The organism is Pseudomonas sp. KH_027, from assembly GCF_057838565.1.
The window spans coordinates 3,130,246-3,146,624 of the sequence record NZ_CM174470.1; the positions used below are offsets into that span (position 1 = coordinate 3,130,246).

Consider the following 16,379-nt stretch of genomic DNA (forward strand, 5'->3'; position numbering starts at 1 on the left):
TTAATGGCCGCCATTTCATTAGCAACAGCCAAATACCCGTGGGAGCGGCTTCAGCCGCGATTCGCTCTTGCCAGGCTTCGCGGCTGAAACCGCTCCCATACAAGCACTTCCCGCCCTCAGCACAGCGCAAACGCCCATGCCGCTCAGCCAGATTGAAATCATCCACCAGGACGCCGCCGTCCTGGTGATCAACAAGCCGACCCTGCTGCTCTCGGTGCCTGGCCGCGCCGATGACAACAAGGACTGCCTGATCACCCGCCTGCAGGAAAACGGCTTTCCCGAAGCGCGCATCGTCCATCGCCTGGATTGGGAAACCTCCGGCCTGATCCTGCTGGCCCGCGATGCCGACAGCCACCGCGAACTGTCACGGCAATTCCACGACCGCGAGACGGAAAAAGCCTACACCGCGCTGTGCTGGGGCGAACCGGAGCTGGACAGCGGCCGGATCGAACTGCCGCTGCGCTACGACCCGCCGACCAAACCGCGCCATGTGGTCGACCACGAACAGGGCCGGCATGCCCTGACCTTCTGGCGGGTACTGGAACGCTGCGGCCACTACAGCCGTGTCGAATTGACGCCGATCACCGGCCGCTCGCACCAATTGCGGGTGCACATGCTCTCGATCGGCCATCCGCTGCTCGGCGACGGGCTGTACGCCCATGAGCAAGCCCTCGCCGCCTATGGGCGCCTGTGCCTGCACGCCAGCATGCTCGCTTTCAGCCATCCGCAAAGCGGCGAACGCCTGCGCTTCGAATGCCCGGCGCCGTTCTGAAAACCATCCAGATCCACCCTGCTCGAAGATCGCCGTTCGACGGCGGCGCATTTGGCCCCCGCCAGCGCGCCGCCGTCCAATCGCCCCGGTCAATACGGTAAACTGCCGGCATTGCCGCCTGGAGTGCCCTATGCGCGAAGAATTGAATCAAGGCCTGATCGACTTTCTCAGGACCTCGCCCACCCCTTTCCACGCCACCGCCAGCCTGGTTCAGCGCCTGGAAGCCGCGGGTTTTGTAGCGTTGGACGAACGCGAGCCCTGGGCCACCGAAGCCGGCGGCCGTTACTACGTGACGCGCAACGACTCCTCGATCATCGCCATCCAACTCGGCAAGCGCCCGCCCTTGGAAGGCGGCCTTCGTCTGGTTGGCGCCCACACCGACAGCCCCTGCCTGCGGGTGAAACCGCAACCAGAACTGCAGCGCCAAGGCTTCCTGCAACTGGGGGTCGAAGTCTACGGCGGCGCCCTGCTCGCGCCCTGGTTCGACCGCGACCTGTCGCTCGCCGGGCGGGTCACCTTCCGCCGCGACGGCAAGGTCGAAAGCCAGCTGATCGACTTCCAACTGCCCATCGCGGTCATCCCCAACCTGGCAATCCACCTCAATCGCGAAGCCAACCAGGGCTGGGCGATCAATGCGCAGAACGAGCTGCCGCCGATTCTGGCCCAGGTCGCCGGTGACGAGCGTTATGACTTCCGCGCCCTGCTGGCCGATCAGTTGAGCCGCGAGCATGGCCTCAACGCCGATGCGGTGCTGGACTACGAACTGAGCTTCTACGACACCCAAGGGGCGGCAGTGATCGGCCTGAACGGCGACTTCATCGCCGGTGCGCGCCTGGACAACCTGCTGTCCTGCTACGCCGGTCTGCAGGCACTGCTCGGCCACACGGGCGACGAAACCTGCGTACTGATCTGCACCGACCATGAGGAAGTAGGCTCCTGCTCGGCCTGTGGCGCCGATGGCCCGATGCTCGAGCAAGTGCTACGGCGCCTGCTGCCCGCAGGCGATGCCTTTGTGCGGATCATCCAGAAGTCCCTGCTGGTTTCCGCCGACAACGCCCACGGCGTGCACCCGAACTACGCCGACAAGCACGACGCCAACCACGGCCCGAAACTCAACGCTGGGCCGGTGATCAAGGTCAACAGCAACCAGCGTTACGCCACCAGCAGCGAAACCGCCGGCTTCTTCCGCCACCTGTGCCTGGCCGAAGAAGTACCGGTGCAGAGCTTTGTGGTGCGTAGCGACATGGGCTGCGGCTCGACCACCGGCCCGCTCACCGCCGGCCAGCTCGGTGTACGCACGGTGGATATCGGCCTGCCGACCTTTGCCATGCACTCGATCCGCGAACTGGCCGGCAGCCATGACCTGGCGCACCTGGTCAAGGTGCTGACGGCGTTCTACGGCGCCGAACTGTTCTGAGCGACTGACGCCCTCACTGTCACAGCCCTGTGACCGGTGCCTGTGGGTGCGGTTTACCGCTGCATTGCGCTCCTGCCGAGCGGCGTTGGCGCGATAAACGGCCCCTTACAATGAACTACAGCTTGAACTGCTGACGATAGGCCACCGGCGTTTGCCCGGTGACGCGCTTGAAGGTGCGGCGAAAGCTCGACTCGTCGCTGAAGCCCAGACTATCGCTGATCAGACTGATCGAATCGGAGGTCAGGATCAGCCGCTCGCCGGCCTGGTTGAGTTTTATCAGGCGTATCTGGTCAGCCACGGCATTGCCCGTCAGCGCCTTGATCCTGCGCGCCAGGGTACGCGCCGTCACGGCCAGCTCATCCGCCAACTGCTGCACGTTGAGCTGTTGCGCCGGCCGCTTTTCCACCAGCAGATGCAGCTTGCGCAACAGCGGGTCAGCCTGCTCCATCAGACTGATGGCGCTAAAAACCGGAGCGGCCGGCTCGGGCCGCGGCAGCACCATCAGCTTGGCAATATCGCGATAGACCCCCGCGCCCAGCTGGCCCTCGATCAGCGCCTTGGCGATCAGCAAGTAGCCGCTGGCGCCGGAGGCCGTGGCGGTCAGACGATTGAACACCTGGGTCTGTTGAAATTGCCAATTCACCTGAGGAAATCGCGCCTGCAGGCTGTCCGCCAGCCACCAGGTGGCGGTCGCCGCCTCGCCGCTCAAACGCCCGCTCTGGGCCAGCAGGCACACTCCCGTGCAATAGCTCCACAGCTGGGTCTTGCGGTCCAGTTGGGCCAGGATGCGAACCAGCCCACGGTTGCTTTCCAGCACACGCGCCATCTTGGCCTCCGAATCCGCCCAGAGCCCGGGGATCAGCAAGGCCGTGCAGCCCGCCTCGGCCAGTGCGGTGTCCGGCTGCAGGCGCATGCCATGAACACACTCGACCGGTTCGCTATCCAGCCCTACCCAGCACACTTCAAAGCACCGCTCGCCGACCCGGCGATTGGCCGAGAGCAGGAGGTCGGCAAAGGCAAATAAGCCGGCCGGCATGCACCCGGGATAAAGCAGCAAGCCTATTTTCTGGATTGTCATGAAATGTCCGTTTTATGGCAATTCCTGCCATCCTCGCGTGACCGGGGGATTTTTACAATGGCGACACTTATCCCGGAGCTCACCATGCAAATCACCCAGCTGCGCAATGCCACCCTTATCGTCGAATTCGGCGATGTCCACCTGCTGGTCGACCCCATGCTGGCGGACCAGGGCCAAATACCCTCGCTCAAATGGCTGACCGTCAACCGCCGGCGCAACCCGCTGGTCGAGCTACCGGACAACGCCTCCGAGCTGCTGGACCAGGTGACCCACTGCCTGATTACCCACTGCCAGAAAGGCCACTTCGACCACCTCGACCGCGCCGCTGTCCGTTGGCTGCGCGAGCACAAGCTGCCGGTAATCTGCATGGCGGAGGACGCGGACTATTTGCGCAAGCTTCGGCTCAATGTCCACCAGGCGCTGCCCGAGCAGTCGCTCAGCCCCTTCTTTGGCGGCAGCATCCAGCCGATTCCCTGCCTGCACGGCGAAGGTTTTATCGGCAGCTTGATGGCCCATGGGCATGGCTACTTCATCCAGATTCCGGGCGAGCCCAGCCTCTACATAGCCGGCGATACCCTACTCACCGACGAGGTACGCCATTGCCTGAGCGTACTGGCGCCGGAGGTCAGCGTGCTGCCGGCCGGCGGCGCGGCGCTCGATATCGGCAGCCCCATCATCATGGGCAAAGCGGACATTCTCAGCGCACTCCGACTAAGCAAGGGCATAGTCGTGGCCAACCATCTGGAGGCCCTCGACCATTGCCCGGTGACCCGCAGCGAGCTGCTGCGCGAAGCCGCCCAGCGGCAACTGGGGGAGAGATTGAGAGTGCCACTGGATGGGGAGACGCTGGAGTTCCGGGCAGCGAGCCAAGCAGGGGTAGCCGCGTAGGGCGCGGTTTACCGCACCATGGTGTCTTCGCTGAACGATCTGGGTGCGGTAAATCGCACCCAGCAAAGAACTGCTTGCGTCCTGCTCTATTCCCGGGATCGCCAGCAGCGCTGGCGCCTAAACAAGCGCAGGTCTATTCCGGCACTTCGACGCTCACATGGATGGCGTCGTGCCGCCAGTACTCGATGTCGCAGTCGATCAGCCGGCCGTGCTGGTCCCGGTTGATCCGGGTGATGCGCAGCGCCGGACTGCCGAGCGAAACTTTGAGGGCTGCCGCGCCATCCACGTGCAATGCGGTCGGCACCATGTCGAAACGCACCCGCCCATAGAAGATATCGTACTGCTGCGCGTACAGTTCGGTCAGCGAGCGGGTCAGGTCGAAGCTCAGAATCTCGGGAAAATACGCCGGATTGAGGTAGTGCTCGACATACAGCACCAGCCGCCCATCGATCCGCCGCGCCCGGCGGATTTGTATCACGCTGGACAGCGCCGGCAATTCCAGCAGGTCGCAGATGGCCGCCGAGGCTGGTTGCAGGCGCGCCGACAAGACCTCGGTAGCAGGCTCTCGCCCCTGTTCACCGACCATCGCATGGAAGTGGCTGCGCACCAGTGGGTTGTACGCCAACCGCGCGGGCGAGACAAACCAGCCGCGACGCTCTTCCCGATAGATCAGGCCCTGGGCCTCCAGTTGCCCCAACGCCTCACGCAGGGTGATCCGCGTGGTAGCGAACAGCTCGCTGAGTTTGCGCTCAGCCGGCAACTTGCTGCCTGACGACAACAAGCCGTGCTCAATCTGCTCTTCCAGCGCGCGACAGATGGCCGTCACCGCGCGGGGTGCTTCATCTCGCATCAGTTCTTGCCCCTTCTGGACTAGTCCAGCCCCGCTTCAGGGCCTGGATCGGCTCGGTGAGAGCCAGTGATAGAACGATGATCCTAGGCAGCCTAGATGACTATTGGATGACATTCAGCTGTATTTGCGGGCGGCAAGTCACGCAGAAAATTAATCTACGGCTGATAAATCAGCTACTTAACCATGGTCTACGCTTGTTTAGCGCGCACCTTGGCTTGGCCATGCGCGGCGCGACCATAGCGTTGTCGACACAAAACTGTCATTCAATCAGGCTAACTTGGCTTGGCTATTGCTGATCTAGACCAACACTTTCACAACGAAGGAGCGTCGAATGAAACGCCTGTTGCTAGCTTCACTCTTAGGATCGACCATTGCCCTGGCCAACGCGGCCATGGCGGCGGACTCAGACCTCAAAGGCCTGGAAAAAGCGGCCCGCGCCGAAGGCGCGGTCAACAGCGTGGGCATGCCCGATAGCTGGGCCAACTGGAAAGACACCTGGGTCGACCTGAACAAGCTCTACGGCCTCAAGCACCTGGACACCGACATGAGCTCGGCGCAGGAAATCGCCAAGTTCGCCGCCGAGAAAGACAACGCCACCGCCGACATCGGCGACGTGGGTGCAGCGTTCGGCCCTATCGCCGTGCAACAGGGCGTAACGCTGCCCTACAAGCCGAGCACCTGGGAACAGATCCCGGCCTGGGCCAAGGATGTCGACGGCCATTGGATGCTGGCTTACACCGGCTCCATCGCCTTCATCATCAACAAGCAACTGGTGAAAGAGTCGCCGAAATCCTGGGCTGACCTGGAGAAAGGCACGTACAAGGTCGCCATCGGCGATGTCAGCGCCGCGGCTCAAGCGGTGAACGGCGTGCTGGCCGCGGCCATCGCCAAAGGTGGTGACGAGAAGAACATCCAGCCGGGCCTCGATCTGTTCGCCAAGATCGCCGAACAGGGCCGTTTGTCGCTGTCCAACCCGACCATCCAGACCCTGGAGAAGGGTGAAGTCGAAGTCGGCATCGTCTGGGACTTCAACGGCCTGAGTTACCGTGATCAGATCGACCCGAGTCGCTTCGACGTGCTGATCCCCTCCGATGGTTCGGTGATCTCCGGCTACACCACCATCATCAACAAATACGCCAAGAACCCCAACGCGGCCAAGCTGGCCCGCGAGTACATCCTCAGCGATGCCGGCCAGATCAACCTGGCCAAGGGTAATGCCCGTCCGATCCGTGCCGAGCACCTGACCCTGCCGGCCGACGTACAGGCCAAGTTGCTGCCGAACGCGCAATACGCCAAGGTCCAGCCGATCAAGGACGCCAAGGCCTGGGAAGCGACCTCCAAGGCCCTGCCGGGTCTGTGGCAGGAACACGTCATCATCAATATGGAATAACAGCGTGCCCAGGCATCTGCCCCACGGCGGGGCAGGTTCCAAGCGCCGGCCGCATGGCCGGCGCCCCACGAAAAGCAAGGTACACGTGTTATGAAACACAACGTCATCCTGGTTCTGCTGGATGGCCTGAACCATGGGGTGGCCCAGCATGCGCTGGGCCACCTTCAGGCCTACTGCGGTGCGGGCCGGGCCGCGCTGTACAAGCTCGAATGCGAGCTGCCGGCACTCTCCCGTCCGCTCTACGAATGCATCCTCACCGGCATTGCGCCGATCGAGAGCGGCATCGTGCATAACGATGTCTCGCGCCTGTCCAACCAGCGCAGCATCTTCCATTACGCCAGCGCTGCCGGGCGCACGACTGCGGCGGCGGCCTATCACTGGGTCAGCGAGCTGTACAACCGCTCGCCGTTCAATGCCGCCCGCGACCGCCATACCGACGCGCCGGAACTGCCGATCCAGCATGGACACTTCTACTACGCTGACCACTACCCGGATTCGCACCTGTTCGCCGACGCGGAAAGCCTGCGCCTGCGTCATGCCCCGGATTTTCTCCTGGTGCACCCGATGAACATCGACGATGCCGGCCACAAGCACGGCCTCGATACGCCGCAATACCGCAACAGCGCGCGGATCGCCGACATCATCCTGGCCGAATACCTGCAACGCTGGCTCGACGCTGGCTACCAGGTGCTGGTGACCGCCGACCACGGCATGAACAACGATCGCTCGCACAACGGCCTGCTCGCCGAGGAGCGTGAGGTGCCGCTGTTCGTGATTGGCGACGCCTTCAGCCTCGACAGCCTGGCCCAGCCGAAGCAGACCGAACTGTGCGGCACCATTTGCGAGCTGCTCGGCGTGCCCCACGACAAACCTGTATGCCGGGAGCTGTTGAAGTGAATTCAGTCACCCGTGGCAAATGGTTGGCCCTGCTCTGCCTGCTGCCCTTTGCCATTTTTTTCATCGCTTTCCAGATCGCACCGCTAGCCTGGGTGGCGATCAACAGCCTGAACAGCGCCGACGGCTGGGGCCTGGGCAACTACGCCAAGGTCTTCAGCTCGAAGTTCTACCTGCAGGCGATCAAGCACAGCCTGCAGATCTCCTTCTGGTCGAGCCTGATCGGCATCCTCATCGCCATCCTCGGCAGCTATTCGCTGCGCAAGGTGGACAGCAAGCTGCGCGACTTCGTCATGGCCTTCTCCAACATGACCAGCAACTTCGCCGGGGTGCCGCTGGCCTTCGCCTTCATCATCATCCTCGGCTTCAACGGCGCGTTGACCATCCTGCTCAAGCAGAGCGGCGTGATCGACGACTTCAACCTGTATTCCAAGACCGGGCTGATCGTGCTCTACACCTACTTCCAGATTCCCCTCGGCGTGCTGCTGCTCTACCCGGCCTTCGACGCCCTGCGCGAAGACTGGCGCGAGTCGGCCGAGCTGCTCGGCGCCGGCACCTGGCAGTTCTGGCGGCATATCGGCCTGCCGGTGCTGACCCCGGCGCTGCTCGGCACCTTCATCATCCTGCTGGCCAACGCGCTGGGCGCCTACGCCACCGTCTATGCCCTGACCACCGGCAACTTCAACGTGCTGCCGATCCGCATCGCGGCGATGGTCGCCGGCGACATTTCCCTCGACCCGAACCTGGCCAGTGCCCTGGCGATGGTGCTGGTGGGGTTGATGGTGGTGATCACCGCCGCCCACCAGTGGCTGCTGAAGAGGAGCTACCATGTCGCGCATTGAAGCCGTCGGCCTCTACCACCGCACGGTGGTCTGGCTGCTATTCCTGATTCTGCTCCTGCCGCTGGCCGGCACCCTGCTCTACTCGCTGTCCACCAGTTGGTCGGCCACCATCCTGCCGGCCGGCCTGACCTTCAAGTGGTACCTGGCGCTGTGGAGCGATGCGCGTTTTCTCGCCGCCTTCGGCCAGTCGCTGCTGGTCTGCGTCGCTGCCCTGCTGTTCTCGGTGCTGCTGATCCTGCCGCTGCTGTTCGTGGTGCATTACCACTTCCCCAAGCTCGACGCGCTGATGAACATCCTCATCCTGCTGCCCTTCGCGGTGCCGCCGGTGGTGTCGTCCGTGGGCCTGCTGCAAATCTATGGCTCCGGCCCGCTGGCCATGGTCGGCACACCCTGGATTCTGATCGGCTGCTACTTCACCGTGGCCTTGCCGTTCATGTACCGGGCGATCACCAACAACCTGCAGGCGATCAACCTGCCGGATCTGATGGACGCCGCCCACCTGCTCGGCGCCAGCACCTGGAAAGCCGCCCTGCTGGTGGTGCTGCCGAACCTGCGCAAGGGCCTGATGGTCTCGCTGTTCCTGTCGTTCTCGTTCCTGTTCGGCGAGTTCGTCTTCGCCAACCTGCTGGTCGGCACCCGCTACGAAACCCTGCAGGTCTACCTGAACAACATGAAAAACAGCAGCGGCCATTTCAACAGTGCGCTGGTGATTTCCTACTTCTTCTTCGTACTGGTCTTCACCTGGGCGGCGAATCGGCTGAACAAGGATAATTCATGAGTTTTCTTTCCATCCAAGGGCTGCACAAGCACTACGCCGCCACCTCGATTTTCAGCGACATCAACTGCGAAATCGGCAAGGGCGAGTTCGTCACCCTGCTCGGTCCGTCCGGTTGCGGCAAATCCACCCTGCTGCGCTGCATCGCCGGCCTGACCGAAGTCAACGGCGGCAAGATCCTGCTCGACGACCAGGACCTGGTACCGCTCTCGCCGCAGAAACGCGGCATCGGCATGGTGTTCCAGAGCTACGCGCTGTTCCCCAATATGACCGTGCAGCAGAACATCGCCTTCGGCCTGCGCATGCAGAAAGTCGCCGGCAGCGCTGCGCAAAAGCGCGTCGACGAAGTGCTCGGGCTGGTCGAGCTCGGTGACTTCGCCAACCGCTACCCGCATCAACTGTCCGGCGGCCAGTGCCAGCGCGTGGCCCTGGCCCGCTCGCTGGTCACCCGGCCACGCCTGCTGCTGCTCGATGAGCCGCTGTCGGCGCTGGATGCGCGGATTCGCAAACACCTGCGCGAAGAGATTCGGCAGATCCAGCGCGAGCTTGGCCTAACCACCATCTTCGTCACCCACGACCAGGAAGAAGCCCTGGTCATGTCCGACCGGATTTTCCTGATGAACCAGGGCCGCATCGTCCAGAGCGGCGACGCCGAAACCCTCTACACCGCGCCGGCCGATCTGTTCGCCGCGGGTTTTATCGGCAACTACAACCTGCTCGACGCCGCGGCGGCCAGCCGTTTGCTGCTACGTCCGGTGACCAGCCGCATCGCCATCCGCCCGGAAGCTATCCGATTGGGCGGCAGCGGCGACATCGAAGCCGAAATCCGCAGTCACAGCCTGCTCGGCAACGTGATTCGCTACCGTGTCGAGGCCCGAGGGGTTGAACTGATGGTCGACGTGCTGAATCGCTCGGCCGACGACATGCACAACGCTGGCCAACGCCTTGGCCTGTCAATCGACCCTGCCGCTATACGCGAGGTGGCGTGATGGCCCTGGCAATCTTCGACCTGGACGAAACCCTGATCGACGGCGACTGCGCCAGTTTGTGGAGCCGGCACATGGCCGAACTCGGCTGGGTCGACGGCGAATCCTTTCTACGCCGCGATGCCGAGCTGATGGCCGCTTATGCCGAAGGCAAACTGGCGATGGAGGACTACATGGCCTTCAGCCTGAGCCCGCTGGTCGGGCGCACCGCCGAAGAAGTGGCCTTTGTGGTCGCCCCCTTCGTCGAGGATGTGATCGAGCCACTGATCTACAGCGACGCCTGCACCTGCCTGGCCAAGCATCGCAAGGCCGGCGATCGGCTACTGGTGATCTCCGCCTCCGCGCACTTTCTGGTCAGCGCGATTGCCGAGCGGCTCGGCATCGAAGAAGTGCTGGCCATCGACCTGGAAGAGCAGCACGGCGGCTACAGCGGCAAAACCCGGGGCGTGCTGACCTACCGCGAAGGTAAGGTCACGCGCTTGCAGGCCTGGCTGCAAGCCGAAGGGGAATCCCTGGAAGGCTCCAGCTTCTACTCCGACTCGCGCAACGACCTGCCGCTACTGTTACAAGTCAGCAAGCCCCACGCGGTCAACCCCGACCCGGTGTTGCGTGAACATGCCGAGCAGGCCGGCTGGCCGATTCTGAGCTGGCACTGACGGACTTCAGCCATGCCCGCAGAAACAGCAATACGGGCATCGCGAGCATGGCCCGCTCCTGCGTTTGGCAGCCTGACATCGACGGTGAGAAAGGATTGTTCCCGGCAAAAATCAGCCCCATAAATAAAAAGCGGATAACCCTGAGGCTATCCGCTTTTGGCTGTGATGCTGCCCGGTCAGACCGAGCGGATCAGGTGGTCGAAAGCGCTTAGCGAAGCCTTGGCGCCCTCACCCACGGCAATCACGATCTGCTTGTACGGCACAGTGGTCACGTCACCGGCGGCGAAGATGCCCGGCAGCGACGTCTCGCCACGCGCATCGACAATGATCTCGCCGCGCGGTGACAGCTCCACGGTGCCTTTCAGCCAGTCGGAGTTGGGCAACAGGCCGATCTGCACGAAGATGCCTTCCAGCTCCAGGGTATGCAACTCGCCGCTGGTGCGGTCCTTGTAGACCAGGCCGTTGACCTTCTGCCCGTCACCTGTGACCTCGCTGGTCAGCGCACTGGTGATCACCTTGACGTTCGCCAGGCTGTGCAGCTTGCGCTGCAACACCGCATCGGCACGCAACTGGCTGTCGAACTCGATCAGGGTCACATGGGCAACGATACCGGCCAGGTCGATGGCCGCCTCGACACCGGAGTTGCCACCGCCGATCACCGCCACGCGCTTGCCCTTGAACAGCGGGCCATCGCAATGCGGGCAATAGGCCACGCCACGGTTGCGGTATTGCTGCTCGCCGGGCACGTTCATTTCACGCCAGCGCGCACCGGTGGCGAGGATCACGGTCTTGGCTTTCAGCGAGGCGCCGCTCTCGAACTTCACTTCGTGCAACTCGCCCGCGGCCTTGGCCGGGATCAGCGCGCTGGCACGCTGCAGGTTCATGATGTCGACCTCGTACTGCTTGACGTGCTCTTCCAGCGCGCGGGCCAGTTTCGGCCCTTCGGTTTCCTGTACCGAGATGAAGTTCTCGATGGCCATAGTGTCCAGCACCTGACCGCCGAAACGCTCGGCGGCAACACCGGTGCGGATGCCTTTACGGGCCGCATAAATCGCCGCCGCCGCACCAGCCGGGCCGCCGCCGACCACCAGTACGTCGAAGGCGTGCTTGGCGTTGAGTTTCTCGGCATCGCGGGCGGACGCGCCGGTGTCGATCTTGGCGAGGATTTCTTCCACGTCCATGCGGCCCTGGCCGAACAGTTCGCCGTTCAGGTAAATGCTCGGTACTGACATGATCTGGCGCTGCTCGACTTCACCCTGAAACAACGCACCGTCGATGGCGACGTGGCGGATGTTGGGGTTGAGCACGGCCATCAGGTTCAGCGCCTGCACCACGTCCGGGCAGTTCTGGCAGGACAGCGAGAAGTAGGTCTCGAAGTTGAATTCGCCCTCGATGCCCTCGATCTGCTCGATCACATCGGCAGCGGTTTTGGACGGGTGGCCGCCGACCTGCAGCAGTGCCAGCACCAGGGAGGTGAATTCATGGCCCATGGGGATGCCGGCGAAACGCAGGCTGATGTCCGCCCCCGGGCGATTGAGCGAGAAGGACGGCTTGCGGGTGTCGCTGCCGTCCTCGCGCAGGGTGATCTTGTCGGTCAGGCTGACGATGTCGTGCAGCAGGCCGCTCAGTTCACGGGATTTGTCGCTGTCATCGAGGGAAGCGACGATCTCGAACGGCTGGGTGACCTTTTCCAGATAGGCCTTCAACTGGGTCTTAAGATTGGCGTCCAACATGATAGCGGTATCCCTATTTCATGAAATTCAGAGAAAAAAATGCCCGAGCGGATCACGCCCGGGCATTCGGGCAGTGCGGGGCCAGGTGGTGACCCCGCAGCGCATACGACTTTTAGGTCGTGGTTTAGATTTTGCCGACGAGATCGAGGGACGGGGCCAGAGTCGCTTCGCCTTCCTTCCACTTGGCAGGGCACACTTCGCCCGGGTGGGAAGCCACGTACTGGGCGGCTTTGACCTTGCGCAGCAGCTCGGAAGCGTCGCGGCCGATACCGCCGGCGTTGATTTCAACGATCTGGATCTTGCCTTCCGGGTCGATCACGAAGGTGCCACGGTCAGCCAGGCCTGCTTCCTCGATCAACACGCCGAAGTTGCGCGAAATGATCTGGGTCGGGTCGCCGATCAGTGGGTACTGGATCTTGCCGATGGTTTCAGAAGTGTCGTGCCAGGCTTTGTGGGTAAAGTGGGTGTCGGTGGACACACCGTAGATTTCCACGCCCATTTTCTGGAATTCGGCGTAGTTGTCGGCCAGGTCGCCCAGTTCGGTCGGGCAAACGAAAGTGAAGTCGGCCGGGTAGAAGAACACCACGGACCATTTGCCTTTAAGATCGGCTTCGGAAACCGCAACGAACTTGCCGTTGTGGAAAGCAGTGGCGTTGAACGGTTTGACTTCGGAGTTGATCAGGGACATTCGCTAAATCCTTCTGGGTGGGAAAATTCACAGGAGGGATCTTAGGTCGAACTGTCCAAAACAGCTTATTGATTGAAAGCATGGTAACGATTGGTTTACTAAATCGCTCCATGCTCATGCAATGTCTGGCGAAGGCTGCAGGTTGTGGCTGAGCGCCTCAACCTGCGCGGCCCGCCCGAACCTAGGTCAGCGACTCATCCAACAGCAGCACCACCTTGCCTGCCACCTGATTGCTGGCCAGCGCCGCGAAGGCTGCTTCGGCATCGCCGGCAGCGAAGCTGCGCTCCAACTGCGGTTTGAGCCGCCCTTCGGCGAACAGCGGCCAGACATGCTGACCGAGATCACTGAGCAGATCGGCCTTGAACTGCTCGTCACGGCTACGCAACGTCGAGCCACAGAGCTGCAGGCGCTTCGCCAACACCACCGCCAGATCCAACGACGCCTCGCGGCCGCCCATCAGCCCGATCAACACCCAGCGCCCTTCCTGAGCCAACAGTTGCTGGTTCAACGCCGCATAGTTGCCGCCGACCGGATCGAGAATCACATCGAACGGGCCGAAATCACGCAGGCTTTCCAGGCTTTCGTCGCGAATGGCCCCGCCCTGGGCGCCCAGCGACTCGCAATAGGCCAGCCGCGCGGCCGAGCCCACGCTGACCCAGCAGGGATTACCGAAGGCTTTGCACAACTGGATAGCCGCCGAGCCGACGCCACTGGCGCCAGCATGCAACAGCACCTTTTCGCCCGGTTTGAGCCCGGCCAGTTGAAACAGATTGAGCCAGGCGGTGGCATAGACCTCCGGCAACGCCGCGGCCTCTGCCAGAGACAGGCCTTCCGGCACTGGCAGCGCATGCCGCGCATCGATCACCACTTCTTCGGCCATGCCGCCGCCAGCGAGCAGCGCGCACACCCGGTCGCCAACCTGCCAGGCACTGCCGGCGCCAACCTCGCTGACCACCCCGGAACATTCCAGCCCGAGGATGTCGCTAGCCCCTGGCGGTGCCGGGTAAAGACCCGCGCGCTGCAACAAATCGGCTCGATTGAGGCCCGCAGCCGCCACCCGAATGCGAATTTGCCCTACATCGCACGCCGGGCTTGGCCGTTGCGCCCATTCCACACGTCCTTCAACGCCTTGCAATGCCTTCACGCTGCCTCCATAGTGAGTTTGGACTGAGCCCGGTGTACACATCGGGTTATTTGCATTTTGCCGCCGGGGTCGAATTGAACCGGCGCACTCAAAGACGGCCTAATATGCGTTATCAACTGCCCCCGCGTCGACTCAGCATGCAGCGCTTACTCCCCAGCACCGCTCTCGTCCTGCTCCTCGGCCTCAGTGCTTTGCCGCTGGCCGCGAGTACCACCGCCGCCAACAGCTGGGACGGCCTGCAACCCGACCGTGAGCAGGTGATCGCCAGCCTCAATGTGGTGGAACTGCTCAAGCGTCATCATTACAGCAAGCCACCGCTGAATAATGAGCGCTCGGTGATCATTTACGAGAGCTACCTGAAGCTGCTCGACCCGGCACGCAGCTACTTCACCGCAGCCGATATCAAAGAGTTCGACCAATGGCGCAACCAATTCGACGATCTGCTGAAAAGCGGTGACCTCGACCCTGGCTTCACCATTTACAAACGTCATCTGGACCGTTTGAAGCAGCGCCTGGACTTCGCCCTGGCCCTGCTCGACAAAGGCATCGGCAGCTTCGACTTCAGTGTCGATGAAAGCCTGGAAGTGGACCGGGAAAAAGCCCCCTGGGCGAAAAACGCAGCCGAGCTGGACGAACTTTGGCGCAAACGGGTGAAGGACGAAGTCCTGCGCTTGAAAATCGCCGGCAAAGAGCCTGCTGCGATTCAGGAGCTGCTCACCAAACGCTACAAGAACCAGCTCTCGCGCCTTGTGCAAACCCGCAGCGAAGATATCTTCCAGGCCTATATCAATGCTTTTGCGCAGTCCTATGACCCGCATACCAATTACCTGTCGCCGGATAGCGCGGAAAACTTCGACATCAATATGAGCCTGTCGCTCGAAGGCATCGGTGCGGTGCTGCAGAGCGACAACGACACCGTCAAAGTCGTGCGCCTGGTGCCGGCCGGCCCGGCAGAAAAAAGCAAGCAAATCGCCCCGGCGGACAAAATCGTCGGAGTTGCCCAGGGCAACGGCGAAATGGTCGACGTGATCGGCTGGCGCCTGGATGAAGTGGTCAAGCTGATCCGCGGCCCGAAAGGCTCGGTGGTGCGCCTGGAAGTGGTGCCGGCCAGCAATGGCCCGAACGACCAGACCAGCAAGATCGTCGCGATCACCCGCGAGGCGGTCAAACTGGAAGAGCAGGCGGCGAAAAAATCCGTCCTCAAACTGTCCCACGATGGCCGTGACTACAAACTCGGCGTGATCGAGATCCCGGCCTTTTACCTGGACTTCAAAGCCTTCCGCGCAGGCGACCCGAACTACAAGAGCACCACCCGCGACGTCAAGCGTCTGCTCGCCGAACTGCAGAAAGACAAGGTCGACGGCATCGTCATCGACCTGCGCAACAATGGCGGCGGCTCCCTGCAGGAGGCCACCGAACTGACCGGCCTGTTCATCAACCAGGGCCCCACCGTATTGGTGCGCAACAGTGACGGTCGCGTCGACGTGCTCGCCGACGAAAACCCAGGCACCTACTACACCGGCCCGATGGCGCTGCTGGTCAACCGCCTGTCCGCCTCGGCTTCGGAAATCTTCGCCGGCGCCATGCAGGACTACCACCGCGCCCTGATCCTTGGCGGCCAGACCTTCGGCAAAGGCACGGTGCAGACCATCCAGCCGCTCAACCATGGCGAGCTGAAGCTGACCCTGGCGAAGTTCTATCGCGTGTCCGGGCAAAGCACCCAGCACCAGGGCGTACTGCCAGACATCGCGTATCCGGCGGTTGTCGACACCAAGGAAATCGGTGAAAGCGCACTGCCCGAAGCCATGCCGTGGGACAGCATCAGCCCGGCGATCAAGCCGGAGACCGACCCGTTCAAGCCTTTCCTGGTCGAACTCAAGGCCCGCCATGATGCACGCGTAGCCAAAGACCCGGACTTCACCTTTACCCGCGGCCGCCTCGAACTGGCGCAGCAGCTGAGCCACGAGACCACCGTCAGCCTCAACGAGGTCAAGCGTCGGGCACAACATGCCGACATCGAAGGCCAGCAATTGACCATGGAAAACACCCGACGCCAAGCCAAGGGCGAAGAACCACTGAAAGAGCTGAAGAAGGAAGACGAGGACGCCCTGCCAGTGGAAGACGAAAAGCTCAAGCCCGAAGACGATGCCTACCTCTCGGAAACCGGGCAGATCCTGCTCGACTACCTGGGATTGAACTCGACGCTAGCCAAACACTGATCGGACGTCATCAAAGAGTCATCAATCTGTCGTGAAATAAGGGGCTG

General features: G+C 62.4%; 15 protein-coding genes. 10 read left to right on the forward strand and 5 right to left on the reverse strand.

The window, feature by feature from the left end:
• Positions 1-136 precede the first annotated feature (136 nt).
• Positions 137-772: an RluA family pseudouridine synthase gene (locus tag AC3IYG_RS14700; RefSeq protein ID WP_489309575.1), complete on the forward strand. Its 636-nt coding sequence runs from the start codon at positions 137-139 to the stop codon at positions 770-772.
• Positions 773-902: 130 nt separating this feature from the next.
• Positions 903-2,189 (forward strand): M18 family aminopeptidase, encoded by a 1,287-nt coding sequence (locus AC3IYG_RS14705; RefSeq protein WP_489309576.1) that lies wholly within the window; start codon positions 903-905, stop codon positions 2,187-2,189.
• Positions 2,190-2,304: 115 nt separating this feature from the next.
• Here AC3IYG_RS14705 and AC3IYG_RS14710 read toward each other — a convergent pair whose 3' ends face one another.
• Positions 2,305-3,267 (reverse strand): GlxA family transcriptional regulator, encoded by a 963-nt coding sequence (locus AC3IYG_RS14710; protein WP_489309578.1) that lies wholly within the window; start codon positions 3,265-3,267, stop codon positions 2,305-2,307.
• Positions 3,268-3,351: 84 nt separating this feature from the next.
• Between AC3IYG_RS14710 and AC3IYG_RS14715 the strand changes: the two genes are divergently transcribed.
• Positions 3,352-4,155, forward strand: a complete 804-nt coding sequence (locus AC3IYG_RS14715; protein WP_489309580.1) for an MBL fold metallo-hydrolase — start codon at positions 3,352-3,354, stop codon at positions 4,153-4,155.
• A gap of 133 nt (positions 4,156-4,288) precedes the next feature.
• Here the strand turns inward: AC3IYG_RS14715 and AC3IYG_RS14720 are convergent, their stop codons facing one another.
• Positions 4,289-5,005, reverse strand: coding sequence for a UTRA domain-containing protein (locus tag AC3IYG_RS14720; protein ID WP_489309582.1), 717 nt, complete (start codon positions 5,003-5,005; stop codon positions 4,289-4,291).
• A 331-nt stretch (positions 5,006-5,336) separates the two neighbouring features.
• On the opposite strand from AC3IYG_RS14720, the gene AC3IYG_RS14725 reads away from it, so the two are divergent.
• From AC3IYG_RS14725 to AC3IYG_RS14750, 6 genes are all read left to right on the forward strand, one after another.
• A complete protein-coding gene (locus tag AC3IYG_RS14725; RefSeq protein ID WP_489309584.1) occupies positions 5,337-6,395 on the forward strand; it encodes an ABC transporter substrate-binding protein in 1,059 nt (352 codons plus the stop codon).
• 90 nt (positions 6,396-6,485) lie between these two features.
• On the forward strand, positions 6,486-7,292 hold the full coding sequence (locus AC3IYG_RS14730) for an alkaline phosphatase family protein (protein ID WP_489309586.1): 807 nt from the start codon (positions 6,486-6,488) through the stop codon (positions 7,290-7,292).
• Positions 7,289-8,131: an ABC transporter permease gene (locus tag AC3IYG_RS14735; protein WP_489309588.1), complete on the forward strand. Its 843-nt coding sequence runs from the start codon at positions 7,289-7,291 to the stop codon at positions 8,129-8,131. The genes AC3IYG_RS14730 and AC3IYG_RS14735 overlap by 4 nt, the downstream gene beginning before the upstream one ends.
• Positions 8,118-8,909: an ABC transporter permease gene (locus AC3IYG_RS14740; protein WP_489309590.1), complete on the forward strand. Its 792-nt coding sequence runs from the start codon at positions 8,118-8,120 to the stop codon at positions 8,907-8,909. The genes AC3IYG_RS14735 and AC3IYG_RS14740 overlap by 14 nt, the downstream gene beginning before the upstream one ends.
• Positions 8,906-9,895 carry an ABC transporter ATP-binding protein gene (locus tag AC3IYG_RS14745; RefSeq protein ID WP_489309592.1) on the forward strand — a complete coding sequence of 330 codons (990 nt, stop codon included), beginning with the start codon at positions 8,906-8,908 and terminating at the stop codon, positions 9,893-9,895. The genes AC3IYG_RS14740 and AC3IYG_RS14745 overlap by 4 nt, the downstream gene beginning before the upstream one ends.
• Positions 9,895-10,548, forward strand: a complete 654-nt coding sequence (locus AC3IYG_RS14750; protein WP_489309594.1) for an HAD family hydrolase — start codon at positions 9,895-9,897, stop codon at positions 10,546-10,548. The genes AC3IYG_RS14745 and AC3IYG_RS14750 overlap by 1 nt, the downstream gene beginning before the upstream one ends.
• A gap of 176 nt (positions 10,549-10,724) precedes the next feature.
• Here the strand turns inward: AC3IYG_RS14750 and ahpF are convergent, their stop codons facing one another.
• From ahpF to AC3IYG_RS14765, 3 genes are all read right to left on the reverse strand, one after another.
• A complete protein-coding gene (gene ahpF / locus AC3IYG_RS14755; RefSeq protein WP_489309596.1) occupies positions 10,725-12,281 on the reverse strand; it encodes an alkyl hydroperoxide reductase subunit F in 1,557 nt (518 codons plus the stop codon).
• Between the two features lie 124 nt (positions 12,282-12,405).
• Positions 12,406-12,969 carry an alkyl hydroperoxide reductase subunit C gene (gene ahpC / locus AC3IYG_RS14760; protein ID WP_489309598.1) on the reverse strand — a complete coding sequence of 188 codons (564 nt, stop codon included), beginning with the start codon at positions 12,967-12,969 and terminating at the stop codon, positions 12,406-12,408.
• 181 nt (positions 12,970-13,150) lie between these two features.
• Entirely contained in the window at positions 13,151-14,113 is a 963-nt protein-coding gene (locus AC3IYG_RS14765) for an NAD(P)H-quinone oxidoreductase (RefSeq protein ID WP_489309600.1), read from the reverse strand.
• A gap of 137 nt (positions 14,114-14,250) precedes the next feature.
• Between AC3IYG_RS14765 and AC3IYG_RS14770 the strand changes: the two genes are divergently transcribed.
• Complete coding sequence (locus tag AC3IYG_RS14770; RefSeq protein ID WP_489309601.1) at positions 14,251-16,332, forward strand: carboxy terminal-processing peptidase; 2,082 nt, start codon at positions 14,251-14,253, stop codon at positions 16,330-16,332.
• Positions 16,333-16,379 lie beyond the last annotated feature (47 nt).